The organism is Chryseobacterium sp. SIMBA_038 (assembly GCF_046535115.1).
Classification (GTDB): Bacteria; Bacteroidota; Bacteroidia; order Flavobacteriales; family Weeksellaceae; genus Chryseobacterium.
Genome location: NZ_JAWRXH010000002.1, coordinates 373,989 through 391,735 on the forward strand (window position 1 = coordinate 373,989; position 17,747 = coordinate 391,735).

Here is a 17,747-nt window from a genome sequence, read left to right on the forward strand (position 1 = left end):
CCATTTTTATGAAAAATCTTTTTTATGCTTTATTCGTATTGATAATTTGCTCTACGAAGGCTCAAACCAATGAATTTAAAATAATTAATAAACCTATTGATTATTCTACTGAAAGAATACGCCTAAGCTTGGAGTATCTTAAGGATCATTATCAGATTGTTCAAAAGTCTCCAACTATTTCACCTAAAATAATTGTATTGCATTATACCGCAGGTGGAACCGTTGAAACCAATTATAAGTATTTCAATAAAACACATCTGGAATCTGCCCGAAATGTTTTAAAAAAACAAAGTACATTAAATGTTTCGTCCCAGTTTATTGTAGACAGAGACGGCACCATCTATCAACTCATGGAGCCCAATACGTTTGCAAGACACACGATTGGTCTTAATTATTGCGCAATAGGCATCGAAAATATCGGAAGTAAACAGCAACCGCTTACCGAGAAGCAAATTGCATCGAATGCTCAGTTAATTAGATTTTTAACCAAAAAATACGATATAGAATATTTAATAGGGCATTCAGAATATGGTATCTTTAGAAATTCTAAACTTTGGAAAGAAACTGACCCGAATTATTTTACAATAAAAGACGATCCGGGGAAAGATTTTATGAAAAAAGTAAGACTGTTAGTTACTGATTTACATTTAAAAGACAGACCTTAATGAAAATTTTATTCACCAAAAACATAGACCAATCCATTTTATCCCAGCAATTAGGAGAGGATATTTTGGCGGATTGTGTTGAGGTTATTAAGACCAACCCTATTCAGATGAATTCTTTTGATTTAAAAAATTCTTCTCTTATTTTCACAAGTGTGAACGGCGTAATTTCCTTTTTTAAAAATCAATTTAAGCCCAACGAAGATTTTACAGCCAAAAACTACAATAAAATATATTGTGTTGGCGAAAAAACAAAAAGAGAATTAAGAAAAAACGGTTTTGGAACTTTTAAGGTGTTGAAAAATGCTGAAACGCTTTCAAAATTCATCATCACCCATTGCCAGCATGAAAAGTTTCTTCATTTCTGTGGAAACTTAGCTATTGATGTTCTCGACAAAGAACTTCCCCTGCAAAATATCAAATACAATAAAGTTACAGTTTATAATACCGAAGAAATCAATCCTTTGGTACCTGAAAAATATCATGCTATAGTTTTTTTTAGTCCAAGTGGAGTTCGTAGTTTTGCAAATCAGAACTCTTTGGAAGGAATGACGCTTTTTTCAATCGGTGAAACTACTTCCAACGAACTAAGAAAATACACCCAAGAGAAGATTTATACTTCCGCGGGAAACAGTCTCGTATCTATCTTTGAATTAATACGAAAGACCGTTAAAAACAATCTTTAAAATGTGATTGCCCGAAGGTAACGAACGGCAGTAATAGTCTAATAAATTATGATTAAAAACGACCTATATTTAAAAGCACTTCGCGGAGAAACCGTAGAAAGACCGCCAGTTTGGATGATGAGACAAGCCGGAAGATATTTGCCGGAATTCATTGCTCTTCGTGACAAATATGACTTCTTCACGAGATGTCAGACTCCCGAATTAGCTTCTGAAATCACAGTACAGCCAATCCGCAGATTTCCTTTGGATGCTGCTATTTTGTTTTCTGATATTTTGGTAGTTCCTCAAGCGATGGGAATTGATTTTAAAATGAAGGAAAATGTTGGTCCGTGGTTAGACAACCCGATCAGGACAATGGAAGATGTTCAAAATGTTGTCGTTCCGGATGTGAATGATACTTTAGGATACGTTTTTGATGCTATTGAATTAACCTTGATAAAACTAGACAATGAAATTCCATTGATCGGTTTTGCAGGTTCTCCGTGGACGATTCTTTGCTATTGTGTGGAAGGAAAAGGAAGTAAAGCTTTTGATATTGCGAAATCTTTCTGTTTCCAACAACCGGAAGCTGCTCATTTATTGCTTCAAAAGATCACAGATACTACGATTGCTTATCTTAAAAGAAAAGTAGAAAAAGGAGTTTCTGCTGTACAAATTTTTGATTCTTGGGGAGGAATGCTTTCTCCAGCAGATTATCAGGAATTCTCTTGGCAATATATTAATCAGATTGTTGAGGCTTTAAGTCCGCTTTCTCATGTTGTGGTATTTGGAAAAGGATGTTGGTTCGCTTTGGAAGATATGACCATGTCTAAAGTTTCAGCTTTAGGTGTTGATTGGACGATCAAGCCTGAACTTGCAAGAACATTGACGAATCATACAATGACGCTTCAAGGAAACTTTGATCCGGCAAGATTACATTCTACACCTGAAACCATCAAGAAAATGGTGACTGAAATGATCAACCGTTTCGGAAAAGACAGATATATTGCTAATCTTGGTCACGGAATTTTACCTAATATTCCGGTGGAAAATGCAGAAGCTTTTATTAGAGCTGTTGTGGATTGGAAACCGAATAATTAAACTTTACATTATTGAAACCTTCAAGGTTTAATTCTCATAAAACAAAATCCCTTTCAGTTTTCTGAAAGGGATTTTTCTATGAATAAAATATATAATAATTAGTTAATCTCTGTAATGAAATCTTCTTTAGACTTTCTTACTTTCGCAAGATTCACCAACCAGTCGTTGGATGCTTCTCTGTAACCGATTGGCAACAATAAAACACTTTTTAGTCCTTTTTCTTTTAAGTTTAAAACCTCATCAACAGCTTCCGGAGAAAAACCTTCCATTGGCGTTGAATCTACTTCTTCAAAAGCTGCTGCAATAATTGCTGCTCCGAAAGAAATATAAGCTTGTTTTGCCGCATGAGTGAAGTTTTCTTCAGCAGATCTTTGAGGATATGTTCCCAACAGCATTTGTCTGTAATTTTCCCAACCTTCATTCTTGAAACCTCTGATTTCATTCGTAAGATCGAACATATTATTGATTCTTTCTTCCGTATAGTTATCCCAAGCTGCGAAAACTAGAAGGTGCGAACAGTCCGTAATTTGTGGCTGATTCCACGCATGTGGTTTGATTTGTTCTTTCACTTCCTGATTCGTGATCACAATGATCTCGAAAGGCTGTAATCCGCTGGAAGTTGGTGCTAATCTTGTCGCTTCCAATATTTTATCTACCTTTTCCTGAGGTACTTTTTCACCGTTCATTGCTTTGGTTGCAAATCTCCAGTTTAATTTTTCTATTAATTCCATTAAATAAATTTTACGCAACAAAATTAATAGGAATTAGTATAAGCTCAGAGTCGAAAAATCAAATTTGATGTATTGTTAAAATCTATTATTTAGAATGAGTTTTAATTATAAACCTGCTTACACTTTTTATTTAAACCACAAAAGATACAAAAGCCATTGTTAAATAATGTAAAACTTAAATATTTTGAAAACAAAAGTTTAAAAAAAATAAAAATCAAGATTTTTAAAGCTAATATGGTCTTAATTGCTGTCTATTGGTTAACTTAAAATACTAACGTGCTAATCCTGTATATCTTTTGTAGTTAAAAAAAAGCCTCCAAATTGAAGGCTTTATTTTTTATTTTTTAAGAATTTTCTTTGTGATGACTTCTTTTCCATTATCAATTAAGATCATGTAAGTTCCGTTTGGCAGATCAGAAAGATTATATTTTTCAGATTTTCCCTCGAAAGTTTTCACTTTTTTTCCAGACATATCCATTACGCTTACTTTAGCATTTTTTAAATCATCAGACTTAATGAAAAGATCATCTTTTACAGGATTCGGATATACTTTAACCTTGTCAGAAGCAGAAACCTCCGAAGTTCCCAATGTAGTCGTTGCTGAAATAACAATATCATCCACCGCTATTCCATACGAATAATCTCCTACATCATCATATACAAATCTAAGGCGGAAATTGGGATTAACGTAAGGTGTTAGATCAATATTTGTAGCATCCGCATAAGTAGTAAGAACATAGGTAAGTGTACTAAAATCTATACTCCAAACTCCCGCATCACCTGAAAAAGTAAATATCTGAACCCAAGAAGTTCCGTTAAAAGCCTCAACTTTCAGAGTTGTATCGTCCTGGTAAACCATATTGGCATATTTAAAGGATAATTTAGGGCTGGAGGCTGCTGTAAGATTAATAATAGGCGAAACCAATCTGGCATTGGTATTTACACCCGATGGCCCGGCATCGTCATCATCAAAAAACGCCGCTCCTGTTGGAAATGAAGCAAACCCAGCTTGAGTTCCTACACCCCAATTATAGGTAGTATCAGGGTTATTCACTGTCCACCCTGTAGGTAAAGCTGCCGTATTAAAGTTCTCAGAAAACAATTGAGCATTGGCCATCCCGCAAGCCAAGACTAAAGGAAGTAATATTTTTTTCATGGTAATCGTTTTAATATAGCATCAAATTTATAAAATAATTATTTAAAATTAATTATAACAACCAGATAATCAATAATAATTAATTACAAACAAAATAATTCACCTTTACAAAACAAAAAAATCACCCCTCAAAAATGAAGGGTGATTGTATTTTAATTAAAATAATGTAAAGTCTTTTAAGAAAGCATTCTTTGTGCTTTTTTTACCCCTTCCACCAGAGAATCAATCTCTTGGAAAGTATTGTAAATCGCAAAACTCGCTCTCACAGTTCCTGCAATATTGAAGAAATCCATGATAGGCTGCGTACAATGATGTCCTGTTCTCACAGCAATGCCCATTTTATCAAGAATCATCCCAACATCGGAAGAAATCCCTGTTCCTTCCAGATTAAAGGAAACAACCCCCGTTCTGTTGGCTTTTTCACCATAAACTTTTAGGTTTTCTATCTCCAATAATTGTCTTTGAGCATATTCCAACAAAGCATTTTCATGATTTTGAATGTTCGATTGTCCTACTTTTTCAATAAAATCTATCGCAGCACCAAGAGCAATATTTCCCCCAACATTGGGTGTTCCGGCTTCATATTTAAAAGGTAGACCTGCGTAAGTCGTTCCATCAAAAGAACATGTTGCGATCATCTCTCCTCCTCCATGAAACGGCGGTAAATCTTCTAAAATCTCCTGTTTTCCGTATAAAATACCTGTTCCCATCGGAGCATACATTTTATGACCTGAAAATACGAAGAAATCACAATCCATTTTCTGAACATCAATAGTGAAATGCGGAGCCGACTGAGCGCCATCAATTACAATATAAGCATCAGAATTTTTTCTTGTTTTAGCAATAATTTCTTCAATCGGATTTACAATTCCTAATGCATTCGAAACCTGATTTACAGAAACAACTTTTGTTTTTTCGCTTAAATATTCATCCAAATAATCAAGTTGAAGAATACCATTTTCATCAATTGGGATAACACGAAGTTTCGCACCTGTTCTTTCACAAAGCAATTGCCAAGGAACTATATTTGAGTGATGCTCAAGGTAAGAAATGATAATTTCATCATCCTTTTTAAGCTTCTGAGTTAAAATATAAGCGATGAGGTTTAACCCTTCCGTTGTTCCTTTTGTAAAAATTACTTCAAAATCATGTTTAGCATTGATAAATTTCTGAATTTTTCTTCTTGAAAGCTCCATTTCTTCGGTTGCTAACTGACTTAATGTATGAATTCCTCTATGTACATTGGCATTAAGCTCGGTGTAATATTTATTCCAAACTTCTAAAACTGAATTTGGTTTTTGAGATGTTGCCGCATTATCTAAGTAAACTAATGGCTTACCGTTCACCTGCTGGTTTAATATAGTAAACTGACTTCTTATTTCTTGAATGTCAAACATTTATTAAAATTTTAAATTAAAATGCTCTTATTTAGAACACTTCAAATTTACGGCTTTTTTTTCGAAAGAAAGTTTTTAGGAGAGGGTTGATTGTTGTTGGTTGATAGAAAGATTCGATAAATAAATTATATTTTGTTAATAGCTTACTCGAAAATTAGATCATCAATCATAAATTTTGATTTTTCACATAAAAAAAACCTGCCAAAATACATTGACAGGTCTTATATTGTGATTAAGAAATTTCTTATTCAGCTGCTGCTTCTTCAGTTACAGGAGCATCTCCTTCAGCTACAACTTCTTCTTCATCGTCATCATCAGCTACTGCACCACCTTTCGCTGCATTTCTAGACATCTTAACAGCTACTACAACTGCATTGTCTGGGTGTACGAAAGAATAACCTTCAGCTTTGATAGATCCAACATAAAGTTTGTTACCAATTTTAAGAGAAGTAATATCTACTACGATCTCGTCTGGCAAGTTTGCAGGAATAGCTTTTACTTTCAATTTTCTGAAAGACTGACGTAAAACACCACCAGCTACAACACCTTTAGAACGACCAGTGATTCTTACAGGAACTTCCATAACAACTGGCTTATCGTCAGATAATCTGTAGAAGTCTGCGTGAATAATTCTGTCCGTAATTGGGTGGAACTGAATATCTTGAAGAACAGCAGGAATTACCTGTCCGTCAACTTCAATAGATACCGTGTGTGCTTCAGGAGTATATACCAAACCTTTGAATGATTTCTCTGTTGCAGAGAAGTTCAATGGCTCGCCACCTCCGTAAACAACACAAGGAACTAATTCAGCATCACGTAAAGCTTTTGTCGACTTTTTGCCCACGCTTTCTCTTTTTGTACCTTGAATTGTAATTGATTTCATTTATAAAAATTTAAAAATTTGTTTAAAATTTAATTTGCAAACAACTAACTATCAATTAAATAACAAACTTACTGCTAATTGATTGATGCTCGTGAACCATCTTCATAACGTCCGCAAATAGAGGGGCGCAAGATAGCACTTTTATTTTAGTTGTCAAATTATTTTTCACAGGAATTGAGTCAGTTACAATAACTTCCAATAATTTTGAGTTCTCAATATTATCATAAGCCTTGCCTGAAAGTACTCCGTGAGTTGCCATTGCTCTTACAGATTTTGCTCCTTTTTCCATTAAGATATCTGCAGCTTTACAAAGTGTTCCGGCAGTATCGATCATGTCATCAATAAGGATAACATTCTTTCCTACAACATCTCCGATAAGGAACATTTCTTCTACAACATTCGCTTTTTTTCTTTCCTTATAAGCAATTACTACATCAGCACCTAGGTGACCTGCGTAGTTTTTCGCTCTTTTAGCACCTCCCATATCCGGAGAAGCAATCGTAAGATTATCTAAGTTTAGATCTCTAATATAATCCACGAAAATGCTTGAAGCATACAAATGATCCACAGGAATTTCAAAGAACCCTTGAATTTGGTCTGCATGCAGATCCATAGTCATAATTCTTGTTGCTCCCGCAGCCGTTAAAAGATTTGCAACCAATTTCGCACCTATCGGCGCTCTTGGCTTGTCTTTTCTGTCTTGTCTTGCAAGTCCGAAATACGGAAGTACAACCGTAATGCTTTTCGCAGAAGCTCTTTTTGCAGCATCAATCATTAGAAGAAGTTCTAAAAGATTGTCTGCTGGAGGGAACGTAGATCCGATTAGGAAAACTCTTCCACCTCTTACAGATTCGTCTAAAACAGGTTCAAATTCACCATCGCTGAACTCCTGAATGATGATTTTCCCTAATTCTTTCCCATAATGTTGGGCAATTTTTTCTGCCAAGACCTTACTCGTTCTTGTAGAAAACAGATAACTTAACTGATCGGCCATTTTTACTTTTTAAAAGATTTTGCAAATTTATAAAAAAACCACAAGAATTACTCCTTGTGGTTCATATGTTTTTATTTTCCTTTTATTAAGGGAATTTCACTCCCGAATATTTATTCGGATCTACCCATGGTAGTGTAGATTTATAAGTAGCATTGATTGACTTAATGAATTCATTAGCAATAATTGCATACCCTCTACCCGTAAGATGCACTCCGTCTAAAGAGAAAGCTCCTCCTGTAACGAATTTAGCAGTATACTTCACACCATCCCAAGAAACTCCTGACTGAGATCCAAGCTCATTCATTTTCTTATTAGCATCAACAAAAGCATAGCCTTTTGAAGCAGCTGCAGCTTTAATTGTTACGTTGTAAGCATCAATAGCCGTGTTGATTTCTGTAATTTCAGATGGAATCAAAATATATTTATCTGCAAAAGGGAAAGCAATACCTCTAGCCGATAAAGAAGCAGGAACACTTGGTTCCGGTTTACCAATTTCAGCTTTTGTAGTTAAAGGCACTAAATCTCCAGCTTTTGCCTGTCTTGCCTGACCATAAGTATTCCCAAGATAAGTAGCCAAAGCAACTAACTGAGCATTTCCTGAAGCCGCCGCAGCCGCTGTAATTTGAACCTTTAGATCTGTTAAACTTTCATCCTTAATAAGTAAAGGATTTGCAGCAGTTTTAGAAAGAGGTTTAATTCTGTCCCCAGCTCCAAATGCAGTTAAGATCTGATTTAATGGTCCGTAAAGGTTTGTATTTAAATTATCAATATTCGCTTCACCTGCAGCAACATTTCCATTTCCTAGAACAGCAGATGTAAGAGGATTTGTAGGAATCGTTGTTAATGAAGGAATAGATGTTACACTAGGAATATTTGCAACAACCCCTTTAGCATTAGTTGTAGCAATCTCAGCGATCAATGCATTATAATATGTAGCAAACTGAGCTGGAGGCGTTAAAGTTTCTACAGAACTATCTGCACCAGCTAAAGCATAAAGTAAAGCATCATTATTACCAATCCATAAAGAAAAGAATGTAGGATTTTGAGCTTTAAAGTCTGCAATAACCGAAGTTGTTGGACTTGAAGCAAATCTTACGAAATAAGGATTAGCCGTTTTTAGTAAAACTCCCGAAACGTTTCCGTAACCCGGAGCTAATAAATGAGCCACTTTTGCTCCCGGAACTCCCATATTATTGAAAGGACCAGCTAAAACAGTATTTGTTACAGTTGTTGCAACGTTATTATTAGCATTTTTAATGTCCGGAGCACCTGCAATAAAGCTATCAATATAAAGTTTTGTACTGGCAATCTGTACATTTGCACCAACATTCAGAAGAAGACCTCCATTATTATCAGCCATTAAAGGCTGTTTGAAATCTCCACCACCAACAAGCTTCATTTGCTGAGCAATCATTGAAGGGTAAGATTCATTTTGGCCATCAATATAAAGAGCACCGTCTCTGTAACCAGAGGTTAATGAGTTTCCTAAAGAAACATACTTAGTAAAATCGGCTTCACCTTTAGAAACCTGAACATCCTTTACGTCTGTATCAAATTCATTTTCGCAACTCGTTGTAAAAAGTAACGCGGAAATAGCGATTGTAGAAATTATAATTTTTTTCATAGTCTTTCTAATTAAAAAGGATTATAAGATAAACCTAGACCTACATAAAATGCCGTAGCTGTGGATTGTCCGTAGAAACCAAGATTAGCATTTTTCACGTCTCTTGCCTGAGGCATTGCGTATCCTCCAGAAACATCAACTCCGAATTGTTTTAGTTTAAATCCAACCCCACCCGTTACAACATATGTATTGTATGAAGGTGTTTCAGGGATAAAGTTTTCGTCTCCATAAGGAGATTCATCATAATAAGCACCAAGACGACCAAAGATCTTATCTGTAAATGCATATTGAGTTCCTAATCTAAATGTTTTAGTATTGTGGAAGTTTTTAGGAGAAACAGAAACTGTAGGATCTGATGGCTGATTTCCAACCGGAGCACTGCCAAAATCCAACGTCAATTTACTGTATCTTTCCCATCCATGGTAGTTGAAATCTGCTGAAATCAACCATTTTGGAGTAATTTTATACGTTAAACCAATAGTGTACTCTTCCACCAAAGGTAAAGTTGCAGTGAAGCTATCTTTCCCTGATGCATCAAGACCTAATAACGGATAGATAGAAGCTGTCGGAAATTTGAAAGTAGCCTTTCCTTCCTTAGCTTTCATATCAACTGGAGAACGGTAAGCGATACTTACATCAAGCTTTGGATCTGGTCTGAAATAGAAACCAAAACCATATCCATGTCCGCTTGCTTTACTGTCAAGATTAAGCTCACCTCCAAATTGTGTAATAGCCTTATCCCATTTCACATCTCCTTTTGCATAGATATAACTTGCACCAAATGCAAACCAATCATTAAATTTATATGAAATCATTGGCTGAAAATAGAATGCCTTCAGCTCAAGTCTCTGAACCATTTCTTTTCCTTCCCAATCACTTGGGTACTCAATTGTACTCCCGAAAGGAGTAGAAAAACTGAAACCAACTGATAATTTCTCAATCGGTCTATAAGCAATTGCTGCATAAAGAGGAGTTCCGATAGGATTATCTGTTTCTGTACTTTGCAGAGTATTCGTATTCTGGAAGGTAACTTTATTACCTGCAGCAAAAGCTCCCACTGAGATACTCAGTCTTGAAGGAATGAACGACATACCCGCCGGGTTAAAGAATGCCACACTTGCATCCTCAGCATGCGCACTAGTATGTGCCATTGCCAATTGCTTTACCCCTTGCAGAGACACTCTGAAGCCTCCTGCGTAAGATAGAACACCCGCCAATAAAGCAGTTGATACTAATATTTTTTTCATAGACTATTATTATATAACCCAAATATAAAATTATTTTGGCTACAACTGTTAATAAATCTTAAAATTTTAAACATTATGCTAAAAGAAAATTATGTTTAAAATAACACTTTGCCAAAAACAAGCCTTAAACACATAACTATTAAGCATTTAATAATGTTTTACTGACTAATCAAGTTTTTCGTTTAATATTAAACAATGATGTTGACGAATATTTGAATTTTTTAGAATTACATAAAGATAAAAATATATAAATTTGCAAGAACAAATAAAAGTTATATGAGTTGTGGATGTAAAACATCCGGCGATTCTGCACATTCTTGCGGACCCAAGAAAACCGCGAATGGCTGTGAAAGTGTAAATACCTGTGGTAATAGTTATAAATTAAGTGTTTTCGACTGGCTGTCTAACATCAATAATCCTGCATCTAACAGGTGTGATTATGTTGAAGTTAGATTTAAAAATGACAGAAAATTATTTTATAAAAATGTAAATAATGTTCCTTTACATATAGGTAGCGTAGTAACAGTAGAATCAAGTCCCGGACATGATGTAGGTGTGGTAAGTCTCACCGGAGAATTAGTGAAAATTCAGATGAAGAAGAAAAGAGCTTCTGAAGAATCAGCACTTAAAATATATAGATTAGCGAACCAAAAAGACATTGAAGTCTGGCAGGAAGTTAGAAAAAAAGAAGACAGCGTAAAAATAGAAGCCCGAAAAATTGCTCACAAAATTGGCCTTGAAATGAAGGTTACAGATGTTGAGTATCAAGGAGATGCTTCTAAAGTTACATTTTATTACACTGCTGATAATCGAATAGATTTCAGACAGTTAATTAAAGAGTACGCCTCAACTTTCAGAACTAAAATCGATATGAAACAGATCGGTTTCAGACAGGAAGCTGCAAAAGTTGGAGGAATCGGATCGTGTGGAAGAGAATTATGTTGTTCAACTTGGTTAACGGATTTCAGATCGGTAAACACCAACGTTGCAAGATATCAGCAATTGAGTATCAACCCTCAAAAACTGGCTGGACAGTGCGGTAAACTTAAATGTTGTCTTAATTATGAATTAGACAGCTACCTTGATGCTTTAAGCAACTTCCCTTCTTCGTCAACAGTATTAGATACAGAAAAAGGAAGGGCTTTTTGTATTAAAATTGACGTTTTCAAAAAGAAAATGTGGTTTGCGTATGTAGACAGTTCAATGGCTTGGTATGATTTTGATATTGATTTGGTTAAAAAATTAATCGCACAAAATAAAAAAGGCGAAAGAACTCCACCTCTTGAAGATCTTAAACAACCTGATGTGCCTTTGCATACGATTGACCTTATTCAGGAGAACAGTGTTGATAGATTTGAGAAGAAAAATAAGAGTTTTAACAAAAACAGACCTCAAAATCAGAATCAAAACAGACCGAATAACAATCAAAACGGTCCAAATCAAGGTCCTAGAAAACCAAGACCAGAAAGATCATCAGACAGACCTCAAAATGCTGAAAAATCTGATCGTCCGGAAAGAACTGAAAGACCAGCAAGGTCAGAAAACCCGAACCCGAACGCCAACGCTAATTCTAACAAACCGAGACCTCAAAAGCCTCAGCAACAACAGCCAAAAGCTCAGTTAGAAAAAGCAGATGCAACGGCAGCTGATCCTGAAAAAAGTGCTCAACCAAACCCAAATAAGAAAAAATTCAAGAAGAAATTTCCTCCAAAAAAAGATAACAATGCGTAAAATTTTAGGGTTATTAACTCTTATCCTTTTCTTTAGCTGTAACTCTTCTTCGGAAGGGGACGTTACTATGAATTCTGTTGATAATAAATGGAATAAGAAAAGTGAACAAAAATTTAATCTAGAAATTTCAGATCCGCAAAATCCTAAAAATATTATATTTGTTGTAAGAAATAACAATGATTATCCTTACAGCAATATAAGATTTATCGTAAATTTCACCAATCTTCAAAACAAGAAAAAGGAAACCGATACCTTGAATTATGTATTGGCAAAACCAAACGGAGAATGGCTTGGTACAGGTTTTGGTGAGACGAAGGAGACGCTTTTTCAATATAAATTGAATTACAAATTTCCTGCGAAAGGCAAGTATGAAATCGGCGTGGTGCAAGCCATGAGAAACGATGCCCTTCACGGAATTGAAGATATTGGAGTAAAAATAGAAACGGCTAAACCGTAATCATAAATGGAAGTAAACAAACAAAACGCAGGAAGTAAAGGAAAAACATTCCCCCTTCCTCCCAAAAAAAATGGCAAAAAAACCGGTTGGAAAAAATGGGTTAGCTTTATTTGGATTGGACTCATTGCAGTCGTTTTAGGAATTTCAGGACTTTTCTTTGCCGTTTCTCAAGGTTTTCTTGGAGAAATGCCCGATGTAAAAGAGCTTGAAAACCCAGATATTTACGTTGCATCTGAAATTTATTCATCTGATGGTTTATTATTAGGCAAGTTTGAAAAAGAAAAAACTCAGCCTATTACCTATAAAGATCTTCCTCCTTATCTTGTTTATGCTTTACAGGCTAAAGAAGATGAGCGTTTCAAAGAACACTCAGGAATTGATTTACAGTCAGTTGCCAGAGCCGTTGTTTACGGAGGTGGACGAGGTGGAGGTTCTACCATTACTCAACAGCTTGCAAAATTACTTTTCACTAATGGAGCTTCTCAAAATAAAGTTGCAAGAGCATTCCAGAAATTAAAAGAATGGGTTGTTGCTGTAAGTCTTGAAAAAAGATATACCAAAGAAGAAATTGTTACTTTATATTTCAACAAATTCGACTTTTTATACAATGCAAACGGTGTTGAAATGGCTTCAAGAATCTATTTCAATAAAAAAACTTCTCAACTTACCCTTCCGGAAGCTGCAATGTTCGTAGCGATGCTGGAAAACCCGGTAAAAAATAACCCTATGAGAAATATCGACAGGGCTAAAACGAGAAGAGATGTTGTGTTGGAGCAAATGCAGAAAACGGGTTATATCGATCAGGCAACTTACGATAAAGCCGTTAGTACGCCAATTACTTTAGATTATCATCCAATTAAAAACATTAGTGACGATTATTCTGCTTACTATAAGTTTTATTTGAAAAAGGAAATTGATAATTATCTTAAAGACTACGAAAAGCAGACAGGTAAGAAATTAAACCTTTATAAAGATGGTTTAAAAATATATGTTACTCTTGATTCTAAAATGCAAAAGTATGCTGAAGACGCGATCAGAGAACACTTAACAGATCTTCAAAAAAGATTTGATGCTGAGCAAAGAGGTAGAAAAAACAGACCTTTCTATTACTTAACAAATACTCAGGTCAACAGCGTAATGCTTCAGGCGATGAAAAGAACCGGACGTTACAAGCAATTGAAGGCTGCCGGAGTTTCTGAAGATTCAATCATGATGGAATTCCACAAACCAATCAAAACTTCACGTTTCACTTGGGCCGGAGAAGAAGAAGTTGAAATGTCTCCTTGGGATTCTATCAGATATCACAAACAAATTGCTCAGGCAGGTTTGATGTCAATGGTTCCCGGAACTGGTGAGATTAAAGCTTGGGTTGGAGGTATCGATTGGCAACATTTCCAATATGATCACATCAAACAAGGAAAAAGACAGGTTGGTTCAACATTCAAACCTTTCGTATATGCAACTGCTATTATGAAATTAGGAATGACACCTTGCTCAACAGTATCTAACGGGACTTACGATCATAAAGGATGGCATGTTCCGGGAAGAGGAGGAATGCTAACACTTAAAGACGCATTGGCACACTCTCAAAACCCTGTAGCTGCTAGACTTATTGAAATGACAGGTGTTGATGCTGTAATTCAAACGGCAAGAGATTTGGGTGTAACGGAAGAAATTCCAAGAAACAATACAATTGCTTTAGGTTCATCAGATATTACAATCTATGAAATGCTTGGAGCCTACAGTACTTTCGCCAACTACGGAAATCACAACAAACCGGAAATGATCTGGAGAATTGAAGATGCCAACGGTAGGGTAATTAAAGAAGTAAATGTAGAACCAAAAGAAGTAATGAACCCGCTTTATGCTTACACCATGATTGAATTAATGAAAGGTGTTGCACAATACGGAACCGCTTCAGGTGAACTAGGAAGAAGAGGAATTTCAAAAGCTGTGGAAATTGCTGCTAAAACAGGTACAACGCAGAACAACTCGGATGGTTGGTTTATGGGAATTACACCAAAACTAGCAACAGGAGCTTGGGTTGGATGGGAAGACAGAGCAACCCACTTCTTAGGAACAGGAGAAGGTCAGGGAGCAAAAATGGCTTTACCAATCTGGGCAATCTTTATGAAGAAAGTCTGGGCTGATAAAACATTAGGAATTTCCCCTGATGACAAATTCACAAAACCTTCCGATTGGAAAGACGGATGTTCCGGATTAAAAGGTATTGGCGGAGGTTATGGTGATGACGGAGGTCTTCAAACGATTGACGAGATCAAAAATCCGAAACCGGTGGATAATACCCCTAAAAACAATTCACAAAAGAAAGATGAAAATGTTAATGAAAACCTACATTCAGCAGATGAGGTAGATTTCAATAAATAAATTCTCTTTTAGAAATACACAAGACCTTTCAATTATTTGGAAGGTCTTTTCTTTTATTATTAATAACTTTGATTCATGAATATCGAAAACATCAAACAACCTTTTATAAAAATTTTTCCTGGAGATTTTTCTGGAAATACTATTCAGAGAAATACACCTAAAGTTTTATTTTCAACTATAAATCCTGTGGGTTTTGAAAAATCTGAATTAATTGTTTTTAATGATAAACTTTCGGAAGAAATAGGATTAGGAAAATTTGAAGAAAAAGATCTGGATTTTCTTGTTGGAAATAATCTTCCTGAAAATATTCAAACTTACGCAACAGCCTACGCAGGACATCAGTTTGGAAATTGGGCAGGGCAATTAGGTGATGGAAGAGCAATTTTAGCTGGTGAAATTACAAACGATTCAGGCAAAAAAACAGAAATCCAGTGGAAAGGAGCTGGTGCAACGCCTTACTCCAGACATGCAGACGGAAGAGCTGTGTTGAGATCTTCTGTTCGAGAATATTTGATGAGTGAAGCTATGTTTCATTTGGGAGTTCCTACAACAAGAGCGTTAAGTTTATCCTTCACCGGAGAAGATGTCGTAAGAGATATGATGTACAGTGGAAATCCTCAAAAAGAAAAAGGAGCAGTAGTTGTAAGAACAGCAGAAAGTTTCCTTCGTTTTGGACATTTTGAACTGATGTCTGCTCAACAAGAATATGGCACTTTAGAAAAACTAATTAATTTCACTATTGATAATTACTATCCCGAAATAACTTCCGAAGGAATTCAAAAATATAAAGACTTTTTTGAAAGCGTTTGTAAAAAAACAGCCGATCTTATGGTCGAATGGTTCAGAGTAGGTTTCGTTCATGGGGTAATGAACACGGATAATATGTCAATTTTAGGATTAGCTATAGATTACGGTCCTTATTCTATGATGGATGAATATGATTTGAATTTCACTCCCAACACCACAGATCTACCTGGAAGAAGATATGCCTTCGGAAAACAAGGCCAAATTTCGCAATGGAATCTTTGGCAATTGGCAAATTCACTACATCCAATCATAAAAGATGAACAGTTTTTAGAAAAAACATTAAACGAGTTTGGAGACTATTTCTGGAAATCTCATGACAATATGCTTTGTAAGAAATTTGGATTTAATCAATTACTTGATGGTGATGAAGAGTTTTTCACAAACTGGCAAGGACTTATGCAGGAATTACAATTAGACTACACTCTATTTTTCAATCAATTAGAAAAATTTGATGATAAAAATGATTTGAAAGCTATGTTTGAAAGCGTTTCTTACACTCTTTTAGATACTGCAAAACTTTTAAAAATTGAGGATTTCATAATTACTTACAAAGCCAGAATTAGTAGGAATTTAATCTCAAAAGAAGCATCCATTAGCTTAATGAGAAAAACAAATCCAAAATTCATTTTAAGAAATTTTATTTTATACCAATGTATTGAAGAAATTAATTTAGGAAAAACTGAAATGCTTAACAAATTAACAGCAGCATTAGAAAATCCTTATGAAGAAATTTATTCTGAATTTTCAATAAAAAGACCTTCAGAATATGATGATATATCGGGATGTTCGACGCTTTCGTGCAGTTCTTAAATTTGTTAATAATCCATTAATATAGTATTTAGGTTGAGTTTTTTTTATCATTAAGCTTTTTTTGTTATATTTACATAAAATAAAAAATATCATGAAAAAACTTCTACTATCTCTAAGCTTACTTCTTACTGGAGCAGCTACACAAGCTCAAACAGTATTACTAAATGAAGACTTTGAATCTTATACAAATTTTGCAATTACAGGCTTTGGAAGCTGGCTTACTCTAGATTTAGACGGCCTAACTACTTATACCGGAGGCGGTGACCCAACTTGGGATAATGCTGGTGAAGCAATGGCTTATCAAATTTTCAATCCTTCAGTGGCTGGTGTAACAAATCAAGCAACTCCAACTACTGCTGATCCTGAAACTAGAAATTTTGATCCTCACAGTGGGTTAAAATATGCTGCTTCTTGGGCTGCGGTTCCAGTTGGCACTGTCACTGCAAACAATGATTGGCTTATATCTCCAGCAGTCACATTAGGCGCAAGCAATAATTTATTATCTCTATGGACGAAAGCAATGTCTTCAACATATACTCCAGAAAGATATAGAATAGGAGTTTATGTAGGTAGTGGAACACCAACTGCCGCCGCAAATTTCACAATTATCTCGGGAGCAAGTCCATTAACTGCAACACCCCTAACTTGGCAACGCATAAGCTATGCACTTGATGCATACGCTGGGCAAACTGTAAGAATTGGTATTCAATGTATATCTGCGGATAAATATATGTTCATGGTCGATGATGTAAGAATCACTACAGGATCTCTTGGAACAAGTGAAGCAACAAAAGCTAAAGCAACAAACATCTATCCTAACCCAACAAAAGGAGAAATCAACATCAAAACTGATAAAAAGATCAAATCTTCTACAGTATTAGATTTTTCAGGAAAATCAGTATTGAAATCTACATCTGATAGAGTTGATATTTCTTCACTTCCAAAAGGAGGATACCTATTACAGGTTGAATTCACAGATGCAACAACAACTACAGAAAAAGTAATTAAAGAATAATTATTCATTATATAATCTTTTTAAAGCTCACCAATTTGGTGAGCTTTTTATTTTTACATTTGCAAAAAATTGATAACAA

The 17,747-nt window shown here is 35.3% G+C and carries 15 protein-coding genes; 8 read left to right on the forward strand and 7 right to left on the reverse strand.

Annotated elements, in window-relative coordinates; all coding sequences use genetic code 11:
• The first annotated feature begins 8 nt into the window (after window positions 1-8).
• The 3 genes from SB689_RS07870 to hemE are packed head-to-tail and all read left to right on the forward strand — an operon-like array spanning window position 9 to window position 2,428.
• On the forward strand, window positions 9-665 hold the full coding sequence (locus tag SB689_RS07870) for a peptidoglycan recognition family protein (protein ID WP_410691576.1): 657 nt from the start codon (window positions 9-11) through the stop codon (window positions 663-665).
• Window positions 665-1,348, forward strand: a complete 684-nt coding sequence (locus SB689_RS07875) for a uroporphyrinogen-III synthase (protein ID WP_410691577.1) — start codon at window positions 665-667, stop codon at window positions 1,346-1,348. Before SB689_RS07870 ends, SB689_RS07875 begins: the two co-directional genes overlap by 1 nt.
• A gap of 48 nt (window positions 1,349-1,396) precedes the next feature.
• Window positions 1,397-2,428: a uroporphyrinogen decarboxylase gene (gene hemE / locus SB689_RS07880; RefSeq protein WP_410691578.1), complete on the forward strand. Its 1,032-nt coding sequence runs from the start codon at window positions 1,397-1,399 to the stop codon at window positions 2,426-2,428.
• Window positions 2,429-2,526: 98 nt separating this feature from the next.
• Here hemE and SB689_RS07885 read toward each other — a convergent pair whose 3' ends face one another.
• The 7 genes from SB689_RS07885 to SB689_RS07915 form a co-directional block, all read right to left on the reverse strand.
• Window positions 2,527-3,159 (reverse strand): NAD(P)H-dependent oxidoreductase, encoded by a 633-nt coding sequence (locus tag SB689_RS07885; RefSeq protein WP_410691579.1) that lies wholly within the window; start codon window positions 3,157-3,159, stop codon window positions 2,527-2,529.
• Window positions 3,160-3,496: 337 nt separating this feature from the next.
• Complete coding sequence (locus tag SB689_RS07890; RefSeq protein WP_410691580.1) at window positions 3,497-4,315, reverse strand: T9SS type A sorting domain-containing protein; 819 nt, start codon at window positions 4,313-4,315, stop codon at window positions 3,497-3,499.
• Between the two features lie 176 nt (window positions 4,316-4,491).
• Complete coding sequence (locus SB689_RS07895) at window positions 4,492-5,712, reverse strand: cysteine desulfurase (protein WP_410691581.1); 1,221 nt, start codon at window positions 5,710-5,712, stop codon at window positions 4,492-4,494.
• 244 nt (window positions 5,713-5,956) lie between these two features.
• Window positions 5,957-6,595, reverse strand: a complete 639-nt coding sequence (locus SB689_RS07900; RefSeq protein WP_410691582.1) for a 50S ribosomal protein L25/general stress protein Ctc — start codon at window positions 6,593-6,595, stop codon at window positions 5,957-5,959.
• A 55-nt stretch (window positions 6,596-6,650) separates the two neighbouring features.
• Window positions 6,651-7,589 carry a ribose-phosphate pyrophosphokinase gene (locus SB689_RS07905; protein ID WP_410691583.1) on the reverse strand — a complete coding sequence of 313 codons (939 nt, stop codon included), beginning with the start codon at window positions 7,587-7,589 and terminating at the stop codon, window positions 6,651-6,653.
• 85 nt (window positions 7,590-7,674) lie between these two features.
• The gene (locus SB689_RS07910; protein WP_410691584.1) at window positions 7,675-9,213 is read right to left on the reverse strand and encodes a G-D-S-L family lipolytic protein; all 1,539 of its coding nucleotides are present in this window, start codon (window positions 9,211-9,213) and stop codon (window positions 7,675-7,677) included.
• An 11-nt stretch (window positions 9,214-9,224) separates the two neighbouring features.
• A complete protein-coding gene (locus tag SB689_RS07915) occupies window positions 9,225-10,460 on the reverse strand; it encodes an OmpP1/FadL family transporter (protein WP_410691585.1) in 1,236 nt (411 codons plus the stop codon).
• Window positions 10,461-10,736: 276 nt separating this feature from the next.
• Between SB689_RS07915 and SB689_RS07920 the strand changes: the two genes are divergently transcribed.
• From SB689_RS07920 to SB689_RS07940, 5 genes are all read left to right on the forward strand, one after another.
• Window positions 10,737-12,191: a stage 0 sporulation family protein gene (locus SB689_RS07920; protein ID WP_410691586.1), complete on the forward strand. Its 1,455-nt coding sequence runs from the start codon at window positions 10,737-10,739 to the stop codon at window positions 12,189-12,191.
• Window positions 12,184-12,648 (forward strand): gliding motility lipoprotein GldH, encoded by a 465-nt coding sequence (locus SB689_RS07925; RefSeq protein WP_410691587.1) that lies wholly within the window; start codon window positions 12,184-12,186, stop codon window positions 12,646-12,648. The genes SB689_RS07920 and SB689_RS07925 overlap by 8 nt, the downstream gene beginning before the upstream one ends.
• A gap of 6 nt (window positions 12,649-12,654) precedes the next feature.
• A complete protein-coding gene (locus tag SB689_RS07930) occupies window positions 12,655-15,036 on the forward strand; it encodes a penicillin-binding protein 1A (RefSeq protein ID WP_410691588.1) in 2,382 nt (793 codons plus the stop codon).
• A gap of 75 nt (window positions 15,037-15,111) precedes the next feature.
• Complete coding sequence (locus SB689_RS07935; protein WP_410691589.1) at window positions 15,112-16,653, forward strand: protein adenylyltransferase SelO; 1,542 nt, start codon at window positions 15,112-15,114, stop codon at window positions 16,651-16,653.
• A 91-nt stretch (window positions 16,654-16,744) separates the two neighbouring features.
• On the forward strand, window positions 16,745-17,668 hold the full coding sequence (locus SB689_RS07940) for a choice-of-anchor J domain-containing protein (protein WP_410691590.1): 924 nt from the start codon (window positions 16,745-16,747) through the stop codon (window positions 17,666-17,668).
• The last annotated feature ends 79 nt before the right edge of the window (window positions 17,669-17,747 follow it).

What these genes read in the sequence shown, in the direction of transcription:
- SB689_RS07895 (WP_410691581.1), bottom strand. Translation starts at nt 5,712, where the DNA reads ATGTTTGACATTCAAGAAATAAGAAGTCAGTTTACTATATTAAACCAG.
- hemE (WP_410691578.1), top strand. Translation starts at nt 1,397, where the DNA reads ATGATTAAAAACGACCTATATTTAAAAGCACTTCGCGGAGAAACCGTA.
- SB689_RS07925 (WP_410691587.1), top strand. Translation starts at nt 12,184, where the DNA reads ATGCGTAAAATTTTAGGGTTATTAACTCTTATCCTTTTCTTTAGCTGT.
- SB689_RS07920 (WP_410691586.1), top strand. Translation starts at nt 10,737, where the DNA reads ATGAGTTGTGGATGTAAAACATCCGGCGATTCTGCACATTCTTGCGGA.
- SB689_RS07885 (WP_410691579.1), bottom strand. Translation starts at nt 3,159, where the DNA reads ATGGAATTAATAGAAAAATTAAACTGGAGATTTGCAACCAAAGCAATG.
- SB689_RS07915 (WP_410691585.1), bottom strand. Translation starts at nt 10,460, where the DNA reads ATGAAAAAAATATTAGTATCAACTGCTTTATTGGCGGGTGTTCTATCT.
- SB689_RS07935 (WP_410691589.1), top strand. Translation starts at nt 15,112, where the DNA reads ATGAATATCGAAAACATCAAACAACCTTTTATAAAAATTTTTCCTGGA.
- SB689_RS07875 (WP_410691577.1), top strand. Translation starts at nt 665, where the DNA reads ATGAAAATTTTATTCACCAAAAACATAGACCAATCCATTTTATCCCAG.
- SB689_RS07910 (WP_410691584.1), bottom strand. Translation starts at nt 9,213, where the DNA reads ATGAAAAAAATTATAATTTCTACAATCGCTATTTCCGCGTTACTTTTT.
- SB689_RS07870 (WP_410691576.1), top strand. Translation starts at nt 9, where the DNA reads ATGAAAAATCTTTTTTATGCTTTATTCGTATTGATAATTTGCTCTACG.
- SB689_RS07930 (WP_410691588.1), top strand. Translation starts at nt 12,655, where the DNA reads ATGGAAGTAAACAAACAAAACGCAGGAAGTAAAGGAAAAACATTCCCC.
- SB689_RS07890 (WP_410691580.1), bottom strand. Translation starts at nt 4,315, where the DNA reads ATGAAAAAAATATTACTTCCTTTAGTCTTGGCTTGCGGGATGGCCAAT.
- SB689_RS07905 (WP_410691583.1), bottom strand. Translation starts at nt 7,589, where the DNA reads ATGGCCGATCAGTTAAGTTATCTGTTTTCTACAAGAACGAGTAAGGTC.
- SB689_RS07940 (WP_410691590.1), top strand. Translation starts at nt 16,745, where the DNA reads ATGAAAAAACTTCTACTATCTCTAAGCTTACTTCTTACTGGAGCAGCT.
- SB689_RS07900 (WP_410691582.1), bottom strand. Translation starts at nt 6,595, where the DNA reads ATGAAATCAATTACAATTCAAGGTACAAAAAGAGAAAGCGTGGGCAAA.